The sequence below is a fragment of the Sphingomonas sp. FUKUSWIS1 genome, assembly GCF_000733135.1.
GTDB classification, from domain to species: domain Bacteria; phylum Pseudomonadota; class Alphaproteobacteria; order Sphingomonadales; family Sphingomonadaceae; genus Sphingomonas; species Sphingomonas aerolata.
Genome location: NZ_JPJC01000186.1, coordinates 1886 through 3946 on the forward strand (window position 1 = coordinate 1886; position 2061 = coordinate 3946).

Genomic DNA, 2061 nt, shown 5'->3' on the forward strand with positions numbered 1-2061 from the left:
GGAATGACGGTAGAAATAATAGCTAGTGGTTACAGCGTGACGACGTTGGACGCGAGGTCCTGGTACCGTTCGTCGTACAGCGAGACCATCGGCTCGTCGGTGACGATCACCGTCTCGTCCGATCCGAACCCGTTGAACGCGGTCCGCATCGCCGAGCCGTACGCGCCGAGCATGCCGATCTCGATATAGTCGCCGGCCTGGATGTCGGCGGGCAGCAGGAACGGCCCGGCCATGTGATCCATGTCGTCGCACGTCGGACCATAGAAGCTGAACTCCATGTCCTTGGCACGGCTGTCCGGCTCGCGGAGCAGCTCGACCGGGAAGCGCCAGCCGATATGCGCCGCATCGAACAGCGCGCCATACGCGCCGTCATTGATGTACAGCTCGGTCCCGCGGCGCTTTTCGACGCGCACGATGATCGACGAATATTCCGCGCACAGCGCCCGGCCGGGCTCGCACCACAGCTCGGACGAATAGCTGACGGGCAGCGATTCGAACGCACGGTGGATCGTCTCGAAGAAGCGCTCGAGCGGCGGAGGCTCCATCCCCGGATAGGAGGACGGAAAGCCGCCGCCGACGTCGATCACGTCGACCGTGACCGCTGCCTCGACGATCGCCGCGCGGACACGCTCCATCGCGTTCGAATAGGCTTCCGGCGTCATCGCCTGGCTGCCGACATGGAAGCAGATGCCGAGCGCATCCGCTGCCTGGCGGGCCGCGAACAGCAGCTCCTTGGCTTCATGCGGTGCGGCACCGAACTTCGACGCAAGGCTCAGCTTCGAATGCTCGGACGACACGCGCAGCCGGACGCACAGCGTCAGGTCGGTGGCTTCGCGGGTGGCGCGCACGACCTTGTCCAGCTCTTCCAGGCTGTCGAGGCTGAAGGTGCGGACGCCGTGCGTGAAATACGCCTCGGCGATCGCTTCCTCGGCCTTGACCGGGTGCATGAAGCACAGGGTCGCCTCTGGCAGCGTCCGCGCGACCAGGCGCACTTCGGCGATCGACGCCACGTCGTAATGCGTGATGCCATTGTCCCACAGGATCTGCAGGAGTTCGGGAGATGGATTCGCCTTTACCGCATACATCGAGCGGCCCGGGAACTTCTCGACGAAGAACCGAGCGGCGCGCGCAGCAGCGTGCGGACGAACGAGCGTGACCGGATTGACCGGGCGCCCCTTAGCGATGTCGATGCCGCCCCCGATGAGGGGAGTGTCGGCGGTCGAATGGGCTTTCGCTAACCCCAGCGCGATATGATGCTTGACCAATTCAAGGGACCTCCAATGTCCTGAGACAAATTACGAAAACACTGCCTTGCGGTTGGAAGTCCCATGGGGCAGCGGAAGCGCGATTTAGGGGCGCTCGCCCCCCATGTAAATAGCATCTGCACCACAGGAGACGACGTGTGACGATTTTGCGACAGCCGACACGGGCCGGGGTCCGTGACGCGGCAGAGAAGATCGCGCGCATCCTGCCGCCGACGCCGCTGTTCGTGGCCGAAATCCGGGGGATAGCGGTCGCGTTCAAGGCGGAATCCTTGCAGCCGGTCGGCGCGTTCAAGATTCGCGGCGCCTGGCACCGGCTGACCGCGATTCCCGATCAGATCCGCGCGCGCGGCGTCGTCGCCTTCTCGTCGGGCAATCATGCGCAGGGCGTGGCGTGGGCGGCGCGGCGACTCGGTATCGCCGCGACGATCGTCATGCCGTCGGACGCCCCGCGCACGAAGCGCGACGCGACGCTGGCGCTCGGTGCGGAGGTCGTCGCCTATGACCGCGCGACCGAGAGCCGCGAGGCGATCGCCGCACGCCTCGCCAAGGCGCGCGGCGCGACTTTGGTGCCCAGCTTCGACGACCCGTGGATCATCGAGGGGCAGGGCAGCGCGGGGATCGAGGCGCATGCGCAGATGGCGGCGCTGGGCCTCGGGTCGCCCTCCCGCATCATCGTCCCGTGCGGCGGCGGCGGGCTTGCGGCGGGGGTCGCGCTCGCGGTCAAGGACGCGGCGATCACGGTGGTCGAACCCGAGGGGTGGGACGACATGCGGCGGTCCCTCGAAGCGTCGTGGAT

At 66.5% G+C, this 2061-nt stretch carries 2 protein-coding genes; one reads left to right on the forward strand and one right to left on the reverse strand.

The window, feature by feature from the left end; genetic code table 11:
- Nucleotides 1-29: 29 nt before the first annotated feature.
- Entirely contained in the window at nucleotides 30-1265 is a 1236-nt protein-coding gene (locus tag sphsw_RS11535; RefSeq protein WP_031440749.1) for a type III PLP-dependent enzyme, read from the reverse strand.
- Nucleotides 1266-1402: 137 nt separating this feature from the next.
- On the opposite strand from sphsw_RS11535, the gene sphsw_RS11540 reads away from it, so the two are divergent.
- A partial coding sequence (locus tag sphsw_RS11540; protein WP_042467120.1) for a threonine ammonia-lyase occupies nucleotides 1403-2061 on the forward strand: 659 nt, incomplete at its 3' end.